The organism is Actinocrinis puniceicyclus (genome assembly GCF_018283645.1).
Lineage (GTDB): Bacteria > Actinomycetota > Actinomycetes > Streptomycetales > Catenulisporaceae > Actinocrinis > Actinocrinis puniceicyclus.
The window spans coordinates 1-16,748 of sequence record NZ_JAGSXH010000067.1; the positions used below are offsets into that span (position 1 = coordinate 1).

Genomic DNA, 16,748 nt, shown 5'->3' on the forward strand with positions numbered 1-16,748 from the left:
GCCCTGCCACGCCTCGCCCTGCTACGCCCCGCCCTGCCACGCCTCGCCCTCGTGTTGGATCAGCGAGCGTGCGGCCGAGAGCGGCCAGGCCACGGCGCCGGCGTGACCCTCCGGTACGCGCAGATCGTGCACTTGCCAGGTTGAGGCGACCGGGCCGGGAAGGCTGATCCGCACCGGCCCGCCGTCGTGTGGCGCGGTGTCGATGGCGCTCAGGTCGGTGACGATTCCGATGCCGGCCGCCTTCGTGGCCGCTTCCTTGCGGCACCAGGACCGGAAGAAAAGCCGAGAACGCTGCGCCGCAGGGGCCTGATCGATACGCGCCCGGTCGGCCGGAGAAAGGGCGTGCCGGCCGAGCGCGGCGAGGTTCGCGGGACGTAAGGCTTCTACGTCCACCCCGACGTCGCAGCCGTCGGCGAGTGCCACCACGGCGGCGGTGTCGGTGCGCGAGAGGCTGAAGCGCAGCGTGCATTCCGCGAGTGCCACGCGGGGACGACCGTGTTGCGCGGTATCCGGGCCCTGTCCGCAGTGCGCGCAGCGGTCGCGCCCGATCGGGACCGCTGCCGGCTCCATGCCCAAGGCGCGCCCCACGATCCGCCGCACCGCGGCCCGGCCGCCGGCGTACCGCGCGGCGAGCAGCGGCGCGCAGAAGGACGACGCCGCGGCGCGCTCGCTCGCGTCGAGCAGTGCGAGATCGTCAGGACGCGGACGTTCGGCGAACGGCACGATCCAGACCTCGATGACGCCGGCGCGAGGCGTGGCGCGCGCCGCCGCGCTCGTGCGCACGTCTGGCTGCGCGGACGGCAAGCGGAACGCCGCGGCAGAGGCTCAGCGCGCGGCGGGCGCGACACCCTGGAAGGCGTCGGGCCGGGCCAGCGACTCCGCCAGCAGCAGATCCCTGATCCTGTCGCTCATCAGGCCGATCTGGCGCAGCACCTGGATCACCTTGAAGAACAGCAGCTGCCGGAAACCGGACATCATCGGGTCGTTCTTCGCGAACCGCACGCCGGCCTCGGCGTCCAGGGCGAGGCGCTCCCACACCTCGCGCAGCAGGAAACGCTGCGACATCAGGTGGATCGCCTCGCACAGGAACTCGTCGCGCTCGGCCAGTTCGCGACTGGTCATCTCCTCGTAGAGCCCGGTCAGGGCGATCACGCCGAACGAGATGTGGCGCGCCTCGTCACGGGCGATCATCCGGGTGATCGAGGTGATGATCGGATCGCCGAAACCGGTGCTGGCCACGCGCGTCGCGGCCAGCGCGAGACCCTCGACGACGACCTGCATGCCGAGGTAGACGATGTCCCAGCGAGACTCGGACAGCAGATCCGTCAGCAGTGCCTTGAGACCGGGGTTGATCGGATACCGCACCCCGAGCTTCTCGTCGATGTAGCGCGCGTACGCCTCGACGTGGCGCGCTTCGTCCGCCACCTGGGCGGCCGCGTACGTCTTCGACTCCATGTCTGGCACCGTCTCGACGAGCCGGGCCGTGGTCAGCAGCGCGCCCTGCTCGCCGTGCAGGAACTGGCTGACCATCCAGGCCTGGTACTCCCAGCGGAAGGTGTCCCACAGTCCGGGCGGCACCGGGCTGCCCGGCGCGGAGGCGAAGGGCGCGACGGCCGCGCCGTGCTCGGCCGAGATCGGCGCGCCGAACCTGACGTCGTAGCTCCAGTCGATGTCCGTGGTCGCGTTCCACTGCGCTGTCTTGCTCTTCTCGTACAGGCCCCACAACCGGTTGTCCCGGCTGCCGTAGTCCCAGGTGATGATCGACCGGATGCGCGCCTCGATGCCGAGCAGGTCGGGGTTCGCCCCGTCGGGGGTGAACAGCGCCGGCGCGCTGCCGTTCTCTGCGGCCCTCTCGGCCATCTCGGCGCCCGTCCTCTCCTGGTCCGCGCGGGCGCGCGCCGCCGTTCGCCGCGGCGCGCATCATGTCAATCTTCTGAGTCGAAGGGCCTGGTGACCAGGCAACGGCGCGGCAACTGGACGGCAGGCAAGTTGCCGGTGGCCTTGCCTGGCAGCCGGCCGGGACGCACCGCAGGATGTGCCTGATCCGCCCGCGCCCGCCGCGCGTTCGCAAACCTCGGAGTGTGCCTTGAACATGACAGTCCCGGATCCGGCGAAGCCCGCGGCGGCCGGCCCGGCGAGCGACCCGCGGGACACGGTCGAGCTGTTCGCCGCGGCCGCCGCGCACCTGGTCGAGGGTGTGGCCGCGCGGCACCGCGTGATCGGCTCCGGGGCCATGGAGCAGCGCGCCGAGGGCGCCCGGGTGCAGTTGTCCAACGGCCGCTCGGTGCTGGATTTCGGCAGTTACGCCGTGCCGCTGTTCGGGCATCGGCCGCAGCACGTGCTCGACGCGGTGCGCGAGGCCCTGGACACGATGCCGACCTCGACGAAGCTGCTCGCGAATCCGTACGCGGCCCGGCTGTCCAGGCGGCTCACCGACGCGATCGACCCGGGTCGGCTCACCCGCGTCTGGTTCGGGCTGAACGGGTCGGACGCGGTGGAGGCGGCGCTCAAGCTGGCGATCGCGCGCACCGGTACGCCCGCGATCCTCGCGGTCGAGGGCGGTTTCCACGGCAAGAGCATGGGCGCGCTGGCCGCCACCCATGACGCGCAGCGCAGGGCGCCGGTACTCGGCTTCCTGGGTGATGTGCGGCACCTGCCCTGGGAGCCGGACGCGGTCGCCCGCGCGGCGGCCGAAGCGCCGTTCGCGGCGCTGATCGTGGAACCGGTGCAGGGCGAGGGCGGCGGGCGGTTCCTGCCGCCGCAGCTGCTGCGGCGGTGGAGCGACGACGCGCACGCGGCCGGGGCGTTCGTGATCGCCGACGAGATTCAGTGCGGGCTGCGCCGCTGCGGCGCGATGTCGCTGTCCGTGGCGCACGGCATGCAGCCGGACGCGGTCCTGTTCGGCAAGCCGCTCGGCGGCGGCGTGATGCCGCTGTCCGCGGCGGTGTGCACCGAGGAACTGTTCGCGCCGCTGCGCGACGATCCGTTCTTCCACACGGCGACCTTCTCCGGGCATCCGGTGTCGTGCGCGGCCGGGCTGGCCGCGCTCGACCTGCTGGAGAGCGGGCCGGAGCGGTTCGACGCGGGCGGCGCGGCGCTGGCGCAGGGGCTCGGGGCGCTGGCGAAGAAGTACCCGGACATCCTCGTGGACACCCGCTGCGCGGGACTGTTCGGCGTGCTGGAGTTCGCCGCGGCCGAGCAGGCAGGGCTGGCGATCCTGGAGGCCGGCCGGCGCGGGCTGTTGGTGGCGCAGTGCTTGACGGCTCCCGCGGTGCTGCGGATGCTTCCGCCCGCGGCGGTGACCGAGGAGCAGTTGGAGCAGGCGTTCGACATCCTCGACACGTGCTGCCTGAAGGTCCAGCGGCGCACGGTTCGGTGACGCCGCGGCCCGCGGCAGCCCTGTTTCGACGCTCTCGCTCGGCGTTGGCTCAGCGCTCTGAGCCAACGCCTGAACCAGTGCTCCGGCTCAGCTCTGTTGTTCAGTGCGCGACCGGGCAGCCGCTCCCCGCGGAAGTCTCCGACGATGCCTGGTCCGACTGCGCCGCCCAGGTGCCGGGCCGGTAGCGCGGGTCCATCCGCAGCCGCACCGGCAGGCTGCTGAACCCGCTCAGGAAGTTCGAGTAGACCGGCCGCGGCTCGCCCGCCGACTCGATACCGGCCCCCTCGCCCGCGCCGTCTGCCACCATCGTGCGCAACGCCTCAAGCGCCGCCCCGATCTCGGCCCTGGCCAGATAAGAACCCAGACAGAAGTGCGGCCCGTAGGCGAAGGTCAGGTGCTTGTTCGGCGTGCGGGCCGGGTCGAACACGTCCGCGTCAGGGAACTGACGCTCATCGCGGTTCGCGGAGACGTTCCACACCGTCACCTTGTCCCCGGCCTCGATGAAGCTCCCGTGGATCAGCGCGTCCTGCGTCGCGGTGCGCCCCGCGTGCAGCGTCGGTGTGGTCCAGCGCAGCACCTCCTCCACGGCGGTCTCGATCGCGGCCCGCCCGCTCTTGACCGCCGCCCACGCCTGCGGCCGCTCGATCAGCCCGCGCAGCCCGCCGATCATCGAGAAACGCGTCGTCTCGTCCCCGCCGAGGATGAGGCTGTAACAGTTGAGCACCACCTCCTCGCCGGTCAGCGGGCGCCCGCCGACCCGGCCCCGAACCAGGAGGCTGACCAGGTCGTCGCCGGGCCGCTCGCGTCGGCTCTCGGCCAGTTGCGCGAAGTACAGCAGGATCTCGCTCTTGGCCGTCCACGTGTCCGTCTGCGTGGGCGCGCCGTCCGGCGAGGCCAGCGCGCTGGAGGTCAGGCGCAGGATCTGCGCGCGGTCCGCGTCCGGCACGTCCAGCAGGTCACAGATCGCCGCCAGCGGAACGCGCGCGGCCACGTCCGTGGCGAAGTCGCTCTCGCCGCGCAGCACCGCCTCCTCGACCAGCCGCCCGGTCACCCGGCGCACGCTGCGCACGATCGGCGCCAGCGCCTTCGGGGTGAACGCCTTGAGCATCAGGCCACGCAGTTCGGCGTGGTGCGGCCCGTCGGTGACCGCGGCCATCTTCCCGGCCGCCGAGTCCGCTCCGGCCAGCAGCGTCTCCAGCACGTTGCCGTGTTCCGAGGTGAACCGCACGGTGTCCCGGTAGATCCCGGCCACGTCGGCGTACCGGGTGATCACCCAGTAGCCTGATTCCCGGCCGGGCTCCTGGTGCCAGTACGCCGGCTCCTCGTCGCGCAGGTACCGCCACACCTCGGTCAGGTCGGATTCGGCGTGCAGGCGCGGATCGGCCAGGTCGAGCCGCGGCAGATCGTCGGGCCGCAGCGGCACACGCGCGCCGCGCCCGGCGGAAAGCGTCACCGCGTCGCCCCGGCGGTGCCGAACACGGCGGTCGTGGCCCCGGCGGTCTCGCCGCCGTCGACGACGAACTCCTGCCCGGTGACGAAGGCGGCCCGCGGATCGGCCAGGAAGTGGAAGAACTCCGCGATCTCCTGCGGGGATGCGTGCCGCCCGGCGGGGATGTTGCGGTTGGTCTCTTCGAGCATCTCATCGGTGTACTCAGCACGCTGCATCGGAGTGAGCACCGCGCCGGGCGATACGCACGCGACGCGCACGTTCGGGCTCAGTTCGAGCGCGAACGTGCGGGCGAGCGCGGCTATCGCGGCCTTCGTCGCGTTGTAGTCCGCGTAGAAGGGGTAGCCGCGCAACCCGTTGACCGACGCGGTGGCCAGCAGCACGCCGTGTCCCTGCGCCACCATGTGCGCAGCCGCGTGCCGCCACAGCGCCAGGACGCCGAGCAGGTTGACGTCCACGACGCGCCGCGCGTCGGCCTCGGTGATGTCGAGCACGCCGTGCCGCACGCTGATCCCCGCGTTCGCGATCACCACGTCGAGCGCGCCGTACTGCGCGCGTACCTCGTCGACGGCCGCGCGCACGCCCTCCCAGTCGGCGACGTCGACCTGAATCCAGCGCACCGGGCCGCCGGCTTCGGACGGCGGCTTGACGTCGAGGTTCACGACGCGGTCGCCGGCCTGCGCGAACCGCTGCGCGGTGGCCTCGCCGATCCCGCTGGACGCCCCGGACACTATGACCGTTCGCATCGCGTTCCCTCTCCGGTTCTTCTCGGCTTACTGGACGATCCTGAAGTCGGCCGCGCCGAAGGTCAGGCCGCGGCGCAGGTTGCGGCTGACCGTCAGCTTCTTGAGCCAGCGGTCGGTCCCGTCGTAGCGCACCTCGAACGAGCGGCGGCCGTGCACCGCGAGGTAGTTGTCCACCACCAGCAGCGTGCCCGGACCGACCACGACCTCCTGCTGCGCGCGCTCGAGTTCCGCCATGAGCCGGTCGAGCGCGGCCTCCGCCCGGGGATCGCCGCCCACGGCGCGCATGAACGGCCGGTCTATGCGCAGGTAGGGGTGGCGCGCGTCGCCGAAGAGGACGGCCATCGGCTGCGGATCATCGCGCATGCGCCGCATCCGCTCCAGCGCCGGATTGTCCGGATCGTGCGTCTGCAACTGCCGGACGTGTTCGTCGTCGGGCAGGATGTAGAAGCGTTCCTGGGCGAGAAGGACGCGGTCGGCCTCGGTCAAGTGCAGATCGCGCACCGAGGAGACGATCGTCGGGACCTGATCGTGGTTGCGCACGCCCATCAGCAGCAGATAGTCGCAGCGCAGCGGATGGAAGCCGTCCTCGGTGTGGAATTCGAGGAAGGCCTTGCTGCCGTAGCCGTTCTGCCGTTTCTCATCGCCGCGTATCGGCAGGATGTTCTGCACCACGCGGCCGGACTGGAGACTGGCCCAGGCGAAGGGTTCACCGAGGGTCAGGCCGCTGAGCGCCAGCCACAGTTCCAGCTCCAGGGTCGGCCGGCCAGGTTCCGCCGCGTCCCAGTGCGCCGGAGTCGGCCCGAGCGCATCGTCGTCGGCGGGGAAGCCGCGCACGACGCAGACGGCCGCGCGCTCACCGCGGCGCAAGCCCTCCAGGAACTCGCGCAGGCCGCGCGGCAGCTGCCCGGCGGCGGTCCAGCAGTGGTCGTAGAAACCGGGGTGGACGGGATCGTGCGGCGCGTCGGCCAGCGTCTTGGCCAGCCCGCGCAGTTCGTCGGCCTCGGCGCCGGTCAGCTCGTATTCGTAGGCTCTCGCGCGCATCTCAGCCGAGCCGTTCGGCCAGGCTCTTGGGCCGCAGGTCGGTCCAGGTGCGCTCGACGTAGGCGAGGCAGGCATCCCGGCCGTCCGGACCGTACGCGGCCGACCAGCCGCCGGGGACCTCGGCGAACAGCGGCCACAGCGAGTACTGTCCCTCGTCGTTGACGAGCACGAGGTAGCTGCCCTCGGGGTTTTCGAAGGGGTTGGTCACGGGGCCTGTCCTTCCGTCGGTGCGCTGGGGTCGTTCCGGTGCAGGCGGCGCGCGAGAGCGGCGGGGGTCGGCGCGTCGAACAGCGTGCGCACGTCCGGCCCTGGCCGCAGCGCGCCGATCAGGCGCAGGGCCTTGAGAGAGTCGCCGCCGAGGCGGAAGAAGTCGTCGTCGGCGCCGACGCGCTCGGCGCCGAGGACCCGGGCGAACAGCGCGCAGAGTCTTTCCTCGGCCGCATTCGCGGGCGCGCGATAGACGGCTTCGGGCCGCGGCGTCGCAGGGCTCGATGCGGGAGTCGACGCGGGAGTCGATACGGGACTCGACGCAGGGCCCGGTGTCTCGGCCGGAGGAGCGAGGAACGTGCGCACCGCCGCGTGCGGATCGGCCGCGATCCGGTCCAGCAGCCGCCGCAGCTCGGACACGGTCCGCTCGGCCTCGTCGCTCGTGTACGCGTCCTGACGGTAGCTGAGCTCCAGGTGGAGCCGCTCACCCGGCACGATCATGAGCTTGACCGGGTAGTGGTACGCGTCGGCTCCCCCGAACCCGATCACGCGCAGCGCGGTGCCCGGCAGTTCGGCGCTCAGCGAGCCGCGCGGGTAGTTCTGGAAGACCAGGGTGCTGTCGAACAGCGTGCCGAGCCCCGCGACGCGCTGGATGTCGGAAAGACCGAGGTGGTGGTACGCGCTCAAGGCGCTCTGCTCGCGCTGGACGCGAGCGAACAGCCCGGTGAGCGGCTCCTGCGGGTCGAGGGTGACGCGGACCGCGACGGTGTTGATCAGCAGGCCGATGATGTCCTCGGCGCCGGCCAGGTCGGGCGAGCGGCCGGACACGGTCGCGCCGAAGACGACGTCTCGCCGGCCGGTGCGTGAGGCGAGCAGCAGCGCCCACACGCCCTGAATCAGGGTATTGAGTGTGAAGCCCTCGGTGCGTGCCAGGGCGGCGAGCCGGTCGGTCAGCTGCGCCGGCAGCTCGTGCGCCAGCTGCGCGGGTAGGGCCGTGACCGTGTTCTGATCCGCGTGCGGGGCCAGCAGCGTCGGCTGCGGTAGCCCGGCGAGCGCCCGGCTCCAGGCCAGTTCCGCGGCGGGCCGGTCCTGGTCGCGCAGCCAGGCGAGGTGTTCGCGCGCCGGCGCGGGCGCGCCCAGCGCCGCGTCGTCGCCGCCGTCCGCGTACAGCCGGACCAGTTCTTCCAGCAGCCGCGGCAGCGACCAGCCGTCGAGCAGAAGGTGGTGGTGCGTGAACACGAGCCGGGCCCGATCCCCGGGCAGGCGGATCAGGGTGAAACGCAGCAGCGCGGCGGCGGCCGGGTCGAACCGGCGCGCGCGGTCTTCGGCCAGGAAGTCGTCCGCTTCGCGCCGCGCGTGCGCGGGATCGAGGGCACGCAGGTCGGTCTGCCGCCACGGCAGCGGCACGCGCGGGGCGATCAGCTGCACCGGTTCGCCGCCCTCGCGCTGGATGAACGCGGCCCGCAGGGCGTCGTGGCGGCCGACCAGTGTGTCGCACGCGGCTCGCAGCCGGTCGGCGTCGAGGTCGCCTTCGAGGTCGAGCACGGTCTGCACGTTGTACACGTCGAGCGCGGGACTACGAGTGTCGTAGCGGGCGTGGAACAGCAGTCCTTCCTGCACCGCGGTGAGCGGCAGCAGGTCCGCCACGCCGTGCGGCGCCCGCGCTTCGATCGCTTCGAGCTCCTCCATGGTGACGGAGACGAGCGGTACGTCGGAGGGTGTGAGCGTGCCGGCGCCCGGCCGCAGGGCGGACAGGGCGCGCAGCGCCGCGAACCAGAGCTCTGCCAGCTCTCGCACGTCGCTCTCGCGCAGCAGGCCCTCGGCCCAGGTCCACGACGCGGTGAGGCGCGGCCCGTCCGGGTGATCGCGGGTCAGTACGTTGAGTTCGACCGGGTGCGCCAGCGGCATGCCGGGGTCGGCCTGCGCGCCGACGCATTCGGCCTCGGCGGCGGGTTGCCAGAGCCCGGACTCGGGGGCGGCGAAGCGGCCGAGGTAGTTGAAGCCGAGCCGCGCCCCGGTGCGGCCGGCCAGGTCCGGCGCGGCGGCGGGGTTCAGGTACCTGAGCAGGCCGTAGCCGAGACCGCGGCGCGGGACCGCGCGCAGTTGCTCCTTCGTGCTCTTGAGCGCCCGCAGCAGCGCGGAGCCGTCGCCGGTGCCGTCGGCGTCACCGCCTCCTGCGCCTGTGACGGCCGGCTTCCAGTCCGCCGCCGCCTCGATGCGGACGGGGTAGAGGCTGGTGAACCAGCCGACCGTGCGGGTCAGGTCGAGTTCCGCTTCGGAGCCCGGGGCGCTGGGTTCCTCGCGGCCGTGGCCTTCGAGGTCGATGACGACCGGCGCGGCGTGGTCCACGTCGCGGTCCGCATCGGCGTCCCGCCGCGTGCGCCGCCATTCCCGCACCGCGAGGGCGAGAGCGCACAGCAGCACGTCGTCGACCCCGGCACGCAGCGCGGCCGGCACGCTGCCCAGCAGCGGCTCGGTGTGGCCGGCGGGCAGCGTGAGCTCGAGCGTGCGCGCGGTGGCCTGCACGTCGACCGCCGGATCGAACGGGCGCGCGGTCGGCAGGGGTTCTTCGTCCTCGACGATGCTCGCCCAGCGTCGGGCCTCGCCGAGCGTTTCCGGCTCGTGCGCCTCGCGGTGCAGCCGGGTGGCCCAGGTGCGCAGCGAGGTCGGCACCGGCGCGAGGGCCGGCTCGCGACCCCGGGTGATCGCGTCCCACGCGGCTTGCAGGTCCGGCAGCAGGATGCGCCAGGAGACGCCGTCCACGGACAGGTGGTGGATCATCACCAGCAGGCGGCCGGTGCGTTCGGGCTCTGCGTCGAACCACACCGCGCGCAGCATCCGGCCCCGCTGCGGGTCGAGCGCGGCCTGCGCGAGCCGCGCCTGCCGCGCGATGTGCGCGCGCAGCGCGCCGTCGTCTTCGAGTGCTGAGATGTCGTCGCGGCTCACGCAGTCCGCGGCGCGGATCGCGCCGCGCGCGGGAACGTGCTGGGACCAGGTTCCGTCGCCCTCGTCGACCCGCAGGACCATCCGCAGCGCGTCGTGGTGGTCGAGCAGCGCCTGTACCGCCGCGGTCAGCTCTTCCAGGCCCAGCGCGGGCGGGACCTCCAAGAGCATGGACTGGTTGAACCCGGCGAACGGGCCTCCGCGTTCCCGCAGCCAGTGCGCTATCGGGGCGAGCGGTACCTCGCCGAGCGCCGCGTCAGGGTCCTCACGCGATCCGGTGTCCGCGGTGCGCGCCACGCGCGCGAGGCCGGCGACGGTCGGGTGCGCGAACACGTCACGGGGGGTGATCCGCAGGCCGCCGGCGCGGGCGCGCGCGGCCAGCTGGATCGAGATGATCGAGTCGCCGCCCTGGGCGAAGAAGTCGTCGTCGATGCCGACGCGCTCCGGTTCGAGCCCCAGGACTTCGGCGTACAAGGCGACGAGCAGTTCCTCGCGCGGCGTGCGCGGCGCGCGGCGCTCGCCGCGGGAGGCGAAGTCCGGTTCGGGCAGGGCGCGCCGGTCGAGTTTTCCGCTCGGCGTCAACGGCAACCGCGGCAGGGACACAAGCGCGGCGGGGACCATGTACTGCGGCAGTTGCGCGGCCAAGTCCCGGCGTAGCGACGTGGTGTCGATCAGGGCATCGGCGTCGCGGGGAACGACGTACCCGATCAGGCGGGTGACGCCGCGGGTGTCTTCGCGTGCGATGACAGCGGCCCGGGCGACGTCGGCGTGCGCGGTGAGTACGTGTTCGATCTCGCCGGGTTCGATCCGGAAGCCGCGCAGCTTGACCTGGTGGTCGGTGCGCCCGTCGAACACCAGGTCGCCGTCCGCGGTCCAGTGCGCCAGGTCCCCGGTGCGGTACATGCGGGTTCCGGGCGGGCCGAACGGATCCGCGACGAAGCGTTCCGAGGTCAGTGCCGCCCGGCCGAGGTAGCCGCGGGCCAGGCCGGTGCCCGCGATGTAGAGCTCGCCGACGGTGCCCGGCGGCAGCGGGCGCAGGGCGGGATCGAGCACGTAGGCGCGCGTGTTGGCGATGGGACGGCCGATCGGTACGGTCTCGCCGGCGCGGTAGCGCGAGCCGGGCTGTGCGGCGAACGCGGTCACGTCCACGGAGGCTTCGGTCGGCCCGTAGAGGTTGTGCAGCCGGGCGGGCAGCAGCGCGTGGAAGCGCTCCGCCATGCGCGCCGGAAGGGCTTCGCCGCTGCAGAAGACCCGGCGCAGCCGCGTGCAGGAGCCGGCTTCGGGCGTCTGGAGGAAGGCATCGAGCATGGACGGCACGAAGTGCACGGTCGTCACGTCGTGGCGCCGCATCGTCTCGGCCAGATAAGCAGGGTCCTTGTGCCCGTCGGGTTTGGCCAGCACGAGGGTGGCGCCGACCAGCAGCGGCCAGAAGAACTCCCACACGGACACGTCGAAACTCGCCGGGGTCTTCTGCAGCACCCGGTCATCCGGTGCGAGCGGATACTGCGCCTGCATCCACAGCAACCGATTGACAATGCCGGCATGCGGCACGACGACGCCCTTGGGCCGGCCGGTCGAACCGGAGGTGTAGATCACGTAGGCCGCGTCCAGGACCGTGGGCCGGATGCGCGGCGGCGCCGTCTGCGCGCTCGCGCCGAGCCGCCAGAGCGCCGCGTATTCGGCCTGGTCGATGTGCAGGGCGGGCGCCGCGTCCGCCAGCATGAAGCGGACGCGTTCGTGCGGCAGGTCCGGATCGATCGGAAGGTACGCGGCGCCGGCGCGGTGGACCGCGTACAGCGCGATGACCAGTTCGAGGCCGCGGGGCAGCTGCACGGCGACGATGTCGCCCGGCCCGACACCCCTGACCCGCAGCGCGCGGGCCAGCCGGTCGGCCTCGGCGTCCAGCTCCCGGTAGGCCAGCCGTCGTTCCGCGTCGATCAACGCTATCGCGTCCGGGGTGCGCTCGACCTGGGTCTCGAACAGCTCCGGCAGGCTCGCCCCGGGCAGGATTCGGGCGGTCTCGTTCCAGCGGCCCAGGATCCGCGCCCGCTCCGGCGCGGTGAGCACGTCGACGCAGGCGAGCGCGGCGTCGAGGTTCCCGGTCATCGCCTTGATCAGATGACTGAGACGGTCCAGGATGCTCTGCGCCTCGTCGCGGTCGAACACGTCGGGCCGGTAGCTCAGTTCGAAGGCCAGCCGTTGCCCCGGCAACACGACGAGCGTGAGCGGGTAGTGCGTCGCGCCGGTCTCCTCCTGCCGGGCCGCCTCGTCGTCGAGCAGGCCGACGCTGAGACCGGGGACGGCGCCGCCCGATCCGTCGCGCTCGCGCGGCGCGTTCTGGAATACGGTCGTGGTGTCGAACAGTTCGCCGAGCCCGGCCGCGCGCGCGATGTCGGCGAGACCGAGATGCTGGTAGGCGGTCAGCCGCGCCTGGCACTCCTGGAGGTGCAGCAGCGTCGCCGCGACGGACCGGCCCGGGTCGAGGCGCACCCGCACCGGCACGGTGTTCATCAGCAGGCCGACGACCTCCTCGACGCCGGCCACCTGCCCGGGCCGCCCGGCGACGGTCGCGCCGAAGACCACGTCGCGCCGGCCGGTCAGGGCGTTGAGCAGCAGCGCCCACGATCCCTGGACGAGGGTGTTGAGGGTCAGCCCGCGTCGCTTCGCCTCGGCGGCGATCGCGGCGGTGTCCGCCTCGGGCAGCTCCAGCCGCAGCCGCTGTGGCAGGGCGCTGATCCGGGCCACCTCGTGTCCCGCCGCGACGAGCGTCGGCTCCTCGATGCCGTCGAGGGCTTCGCGCCAGGCGTTCTCGGCCTCGGCGCGGTCCTGCTCGGCCAGCCATGACAGGTAACTGCGATACGGCACCACCTCCGGCAGATCCGCGCCACGCCCCGCGTACAACGCGAACAGATCCCGGAACACCAACGGCAGCGACCAACCGTCCAACAGGATGTGATGATGCGTGAACACCAGCACATGGCGCCGCGGCCCGAGCCTGACCAGCGTGAAACGCACCAACGGCGGCACCGCCATCTCGAAGCGGCGCACCCGGTCCGCCACCAGCAACCGCTCCAGCGCCGCCGCACCCTCCCCCGCCGCGAGCGAACCCAGATCCACCACCTCGAACGGCACCACCACCGACCGCGGGATCGCCTGGATCGTCTGACCCGAACGCCGCTGCACGAACCCGGCCCGCAACGCCGCATGCCGATCCACCACACCCTGACACGCCGCCCGCAACACCGCCTCGTCCAACGCACCGTCCAGCACGCAGGGAGTCTGCACGTTGTAGACGTCCACGCCCGACTCGTCGTAGAGGGCGTGGAAGAGCATGCCCTCCTGCAGCGGGGTCAGCGGCAGAACGGCTTCGAGGGCTGACTGCTTCACCGGGAGTTCTCCCACTGCGTTTCGAGCTCGGCGAGCTCGTCGAGGTCCAGTTCGATCAGCGGTTCGGCGTCGGCGTCCGCCGGCCCGGCCGGTTCGGCGCGCGTCTCGCGGGCGACGGCCGCCAGCGCCGCGACGGTCGGATGCTCGAAGACGTCGCGCGGGGTGATCTCGATGCCCGCGGCGCGCGCCCGAGCGGCCAGCTGGATGGAGATGATCGAGTCCCCGCCCAGGTCGAAGAAGTCCTGCTCGACGCCTACCCCGGGGCGGCCGAGCACGTCGGCGAACACCTCGCGCAGGATCCGCTCGCGTTCGGTGGCCGGGGCGCGGCCCTCGGCTTCGGCGTCCGCGCCGCCCGGCACGGGCAGTGCCGCGCGATCGAGCTTGCCGTTCGCGGTCACCGGCAGCTTCGGCAGGTCGATGAACGCGGCCGGAACCATGTAGTCGGGCAGCCGCGCGGCCAGGTGCGCGCGCAACTGCTGCGCGTCCGGGCAGCCGGGCGCACCGTCCGCGGGCACCACGTACGCGGTCAGCCTCCTGATACCCGGCTGGTCCTCCCGCAGCACGACGGCGGACTGCGCGACGAGCGGATGCGCGGCCAGTGCCGATTCGATCTCACCCGGCTCGATGCGGAAGCCGCGCAGCTTGATCTGCTGGTCGGCGCGCCCGGCGAACAGCAGCGTGCCGTCGGCGCTCCAGCGCACCAGGTCTCCGGTGCGGTACATGCGGGCCCCGGGCGGACCGTACGGGTCGGCGACGAAACGTTCCGCGGTCGCGGCGGCGCGGCCGAAGTAGCCGCGGGCCAGCCCGGCGCCGCCGACGTAGAGTTCGCCGACCGCGCCGGGCGGCAGCAGCCGCAGCGCGCCGTCGAGCACGTAGACGCGGGTATCCTCCAGCGGGCGCCCGATCGGGACGGCATCAGGCACCTGGGATGGCGAGCGCATCGGATGGCAGGTCGCGAAGACGGTCGTCTCGGTGGGTCCGTACCCGTCGACGACGGTGAGGCCCGGGCAGTGTTCCAGCACGCGGCGCACCATGGCCGCGGACACCACGTCGCCGCCGGTCCACACCTGGCGCACACCGCGCAGCGCCTGCGGCTGTTCCTGGGCGACCATCCGGAACAGGCCCGCGGTCAGCCACAGCGAGGTCAGGCGCTGCTCGGTGACGAGCGCGGCGAGGCCGGGCACGTCGAGGTCGGGGCTCGGGCAGATCACCACGGTGCCGCCGCCGAGCAGCGGAACCCAGAGCTCGTACACGATCGCGTCGAAGGCCTGCGCGGAGTGCAGCAGCACCCTGGCTTGGTCCTCCGGGGTGAAGCAGCGGTCCGCGGCCAGTTCGAGCACGCCGCGGTGCGTGGCCGCCACGCCCTTGGGGCCGCCGGTCGAACCGGAGGTGAACATGACGTAGGCGAGCCGGTCGGCACCGGCCGCCAGGTCCGCACCGCCGGGCGTCGCGTCCGCGGCCTCGACCCGCTGCCCTTCCGCTTCGAAGCCGGCGTTCCCCGCTTCCTCGTCGCGGTCCGCGTCGACGACGAGCACGCGGGCGCCGTGCCCGAAATCGGCCAGGCCGCGGGCGCACTGATCGGTCAACAGGACCCGTACACCGGTCGCCTGCGTGATCTCCAGCAGCCGCGACGCCGGCGAGCGCACGTCCAAGGGCACGTACACGCCCCCGGCTTTCAGCACCGCGAGCAGGGAGACCACCAGGTCCGCGGAACGGCTCTGCAGGACGGCGACCCGGTCCTCGGGCCCGACCGCGGCGGCCCGCAGCCGCTCGGCCAGCCGGTCCGCGCGCGCGTCGAGTTCGGCGTAGGTGAGCCGGGTGCGGCCGCACACGACGGCCTCGGCCAGCGGTGTGGCGCGCGCCTGCCGCTCGAAGCGCCCGTGTACCGAGCCGTCCGCGAGCGCGGACGCGGCGGGCCGCTGCCTGCCGTGCAGTGTCGAGACCTGCGCGCGTTCCGCCGGGGTGGCGATCTCCAGCCGGCCGATCGGCAGACCGGCGTCCGCCTCGGTCAGCGCGCTGAGGAACGCGCCGAAGCGCGCGCGGTGCCCGGAGAGCTCGTGCTGCTCGTACCGCGCCGGATTCGCGTCGAAATCCACCTGCAGGCCGCTGCCGTCGGACGCGTCGTAGACCGTGATCGCCAGGTCCTTGATCGGCCCGCCGGAGAGGTTGTGCGCCGACGTCGGCAGGCCGGCGAAACCCAGCTCGCCGCCGAAAATCAGAATGTTGACGGAAATGCCGAACAGATGCCGGTTGCCGCGCAACAGCCGCAGTCGCCGGCGCAGGTCGTCGTAGGGGTAGCACTGGCGCACCAGCAGCTCGCCGAGTTGCGCTGCCGCGTGCCGCAGCAGTTCGTCCTTGGTCATGGCGGGGTGCAGCGACAGCCGCAGCGGCAGTTCGTTGGCCATCATGCCGGGGGTTTCGCGGGCGGCGCCGCGGCGGCGCGCGCTGACCGGGATGCCGAGGGTGACCTCGGCCGCGCCGGTCATCCGGTGCAGATACGCGCCGACCGCGGCCACCATGAGGGCGGTCCAGGTCGTGCGGGCGCGCCGCGCGGACCCGCGCATCGCGTCAAGGTCCTGCTGCGATACGGCCAGGGTCTCGCGCAGCGCCTGCTCGCCCGGGGCCGCGGCGGGCCGGTCCGAGAGGCTGACCGGCTCGGGGCGGTCGGCGAACCGCTCACCCCAGTACGCCCGGTCCTGCTCGAACTGCCCGGAAGCGCGGTACTCGGCCTCCTCCCGCACCAGATCGCTCAGCGTGCCGAGCCGCCCCGCGGCCGGGGGCTCGGCGCCCGCGAGCCGAGCGGTGTAGAGCTGCGTGACGCGCTGGGTGAACAGGGCGCCGCCGTAGCCGTCGACCAGCAGGTGATGGCAGCGGTTGTACCAGATGTGGTGCTCGTCTGCGAGCTTGATCAGCGCGTCCAGGGACAGCGGGTCGCGGGAGATGTCGACCGGGGTGGCCCGCTCGGCGTCCATCCATGATCGTGCGGCCGCGAGCGGATCCGGTTCGCCGCTCAGGTCCAGCCGCCGCAGCCCGCGCCCTACGTGCCCGACGATGCGCTGGTGCGGCCCGTCGTCGTCCTCGCCGAAGCTCACGTCGAAGGTCTCGCATTCGACCTCCGCGTCCCGGATCGCGCCCTGCAGCAGGTCGCCGTCCACCGGCCCGTGGATCTCCAGGTACTGCGCCAGGTTGTACACGGCGCTGCCGGGGTCGGCCTGGTGGGCGAACCAGACGCCGAGCTGCGCGGTGGTCAGCGGCAGCGGTGCCGGTCCCTGTTCGGCTGCGGGCACGCTCATCTGCGGTCGGTCACCTCTCGTCGGGGCTGCGTGGCGCGCGTGCGTGGCGGCGCGGGCCACGGCCCTGCGGCGAGCGACGAGGCTGTGTTCGGCAACCGCCCGCCGCCGGATCAGGACCGCGGCGGTGCACGGCGGCGCCGCCGGCGATCACAGGCGCACCCGACTGATGCTGCCCGCGCCGGCCTCCCGCTGCCAGGCAACCGACCGGCAACTCGGACCTGCGCCTTTGCCGCCGCGCGCGTCGCAGTTGCCGGATTCTTGCCTGGCAGCGGCCGCGCGCCGCCGCGCAGAATGACCGGGCACCG

At 72.9% G+C, this 16,748-nt stretch carries 9 protein-coding genes; 1 reads left to right on the forward strand and 8 read right to left on the reverse strand.

Annotated elements, in window-relative coordinates; genetic code table 11:
- Positions 1-21: 21 nt before the first annotated feature.
- Both KGA66_RS18300 and KGA66_RS18305 read right to left on the reverse strand, forming a co-directional pair.
- A complete protein-coding gene (locus tag KGA66_RS18300; RefSeq protein WP_211469374.1) occupies positions 22-783 on the reverse strand; it encodes a 4'-phosphopantetheinyl transferase family protein in 762 nt (253 codons plus the stop codon).
- A 42-nt stretch (positions 784-825) separates the two neighbouring features.
- Positions 826-1,860 carry a ferritin-like domain-containing protein gene (locus KGA66_RS18305; RefSeq protein ID WP_211469375.1) on the reverse strand — a complete coding sequence of 345 codons (1,035 nt, stop codon included), beginning with the start codon at positions 1,858-1,860 and terminating at the stop codon, positions 826-828.
- 232 nt (positions 1,861-2,092) lie between these two features.
- Here KGA66_RS18305 and KGA66_RS18310 point away from each other — a divergent pair, with 232 nt between their 5' ends.
- A complete protein-coding gene (locus tag KGA66_RS18310; protein WP_246508054.1) occupies positions 2,093-3,379 on the forward strand; it encodes an aminotransferase class III-fold pyridoxal phosphate-dependent enzyme in 1,287 nt (428 codons plus the stop codon).
- 100 nt (positions 3,380-3,479) lie between these two features.
- Here KGA66_RS18310 and KGA66_RS18315 read toward each other — a convergent pair whose 3' ends face one another.
- From KGA66_RS18315 to KGA66_RS18340, 6 genes are read right to left on the reverse strand one after another with little or no spacing between them, the layout of a single operon-like run.
- On the reverse strand, positions 3,480-4,832 hold the full coding sequence (locus tag KGA66_RS18315; protein ID WP_312886968.1) for a cytochrome P450: 1,353 nt from the start codon (positions 4,830-4,832) through the stop codon (positions 3,480-3,482).
- The gene (locus KGA66_RS18320) at positions 4,829-5,572 is read right to left on the reverse strand and encodes an SDR family NAD(P)-dependent oxidoreductase (protein WP_211469377.1); all 744 of its coding nucleotides are present in this window, start codon (positions 5,570-5,572) and stop codon (positions 4,829-4,831) included. Before KGA66_RS18320 ends, KGA66_RS18315 begins: the two co-directional genes overlap by 4 nt.
- 27 nt (positions 5,573-5,599) lie before the next feature.
- Positions 5,600-6,613, reverse strand: coding sequence for a guanitoxin biosynthesis L-enduracididine beta-hydroxylase GntD (gene gntD, locus KGA66_RS18325; RefSeq protein WP_211469378.1), 1,014 nt, complete (start codon positions 6,611-6,613; stop codon positions 5,600-5,602).
- A 1-nt stretch (position 6,614) separates the two neighbouring features.
- On the reverse strand, positions 6,615-6,821 hold the full coding sequence (locus KGA66_RS18330) for an MbtH family protein (RefSeq protein ID WP_211469379.1): 207 nt from the start codon (positions 6,819-6,821) through the stop codon (positions 6,615-6,617).
- A complete protein-coding gene (locus KGA66_RS18335) occupies positions 6,818-13,150 on the reverse strand; it encodes a non-ribosomal peptide synthetase (RefSeq protein WP_211469380.1) in 6,333 nt (2,110 codons plus the stop codon). Before KGA66_RS18335 ends, KGA66_RS18330 begins: the two co-directional genes overlap by 4 nt.
- Complete coding sequence (locus KGA66_RS18340; protein WP_211469381.1) at positions 13,147-16,443, reverse strand: non-ribosomal peptide synthetase; 3,297 nt, start codon at positions 16,441-16,443, stop codon at positions 13,147-13,149. The genes KGA66_RS18335 and KGA66_RS18340 overlap by 4 nt, the downstream gene beginning before the upstream one ends.
- Between the last annotated feature and the right edge of the window lie 305 nt (positions 16,444-16,748).